This is a genomic window from Leifsonia aquatica H1aii, assembly GCF_000633535.1.
GTDB lineage: Bacteria > Actinomycetota > Actinomycetes > Actinomycetales > Microbacteriaceae > Leifsonia > Leifsonia aquatica_A.
Window position 1 is genome coordinate 1 of record NZ_AYMR01000076.1, and the last position, 825, is coordinate 825.

1 pseudogene is annotated in these 825 nt (G+C 73.0%); it reads left to right on the forward strand.

Annotated elements, in window-relative coordinates:
* Window positions 1-802 (forward strand): annotated as a pseudogene (locus U870_RS0122240) (hypothetical protein); the annotation flags it as partial.
* Window positions 803-825 lie beyond the last annotated feature (23 nt).

The window sequence follows — 825 nt, forward strand, 5'->3', positions numbered from 1 at the left end:
CGCCGCCGCCGTCGCGGGGGCGCTCGTGGTCGGGGTCCTCGCCGCTCTGCAGGCCGGCTCGCTCGTCATCCACACCGGTTCGATCGTCTACGCCACGGTGGCGGCCACGCCCGTGCTCGCGCTGGCGGCGGGCGGCGCCGGGTATGCCTGGACGATGACGGGGGAGACGCTCCGCTGGCGGGAGGTCGCGCGAGCGGGGCAGGTGCGACTGGAAGGGGAGCTGCGCGAGACTGCTCAGCGGCAGGTCGCGCAGGAGAGCGCCGCCGCCTTCGACGAGACCGTGCCCTTCCTGATCGGGCTCGTCTCGCGAGGCGTGATCACCGCGGCGGACCGCGAGCGGGCGGCCGAGCTCGCCTCGGGACTGCGTGCACTGGCGGTGTCCTCGGTCGAGCGCACGTGGCTCGAGGAGACGGTCCGGCTGGCGCTCGCCCAGCAGGCATCCTCCTCTGCGCTCGGCCAACGCGAGGCGACCGCGTCGTCGACGGTGCTCGATCGTGTGCACGATCCGGACCGGCTCGATCGGGCCCTCACCGACGAGCAGAGGGCGATCGTGACCGCGCTCGTCGCTTCCGTCACCGAATTGCCCGGCTTCGACGCGTCGAGCCTGCGGATCGCCGTCTCGGAGCCGGAGCATCCCGCGTTCGTCCTGTCGGCTCGCGTGGCCCAGCGGCGACGCGAGGTGCGGCGCGAACTCGTCCCGTATCTCAGCGCCCTTCGATCCGTCTCGATGGAGACCGGTCTGCGCGTGCGCGCGGGCGAGCTGGCGCTCCGATTCGCCTATCCTGGAAGCCGAAGACCATGAGCACCACCCCCACACCCCCCGTC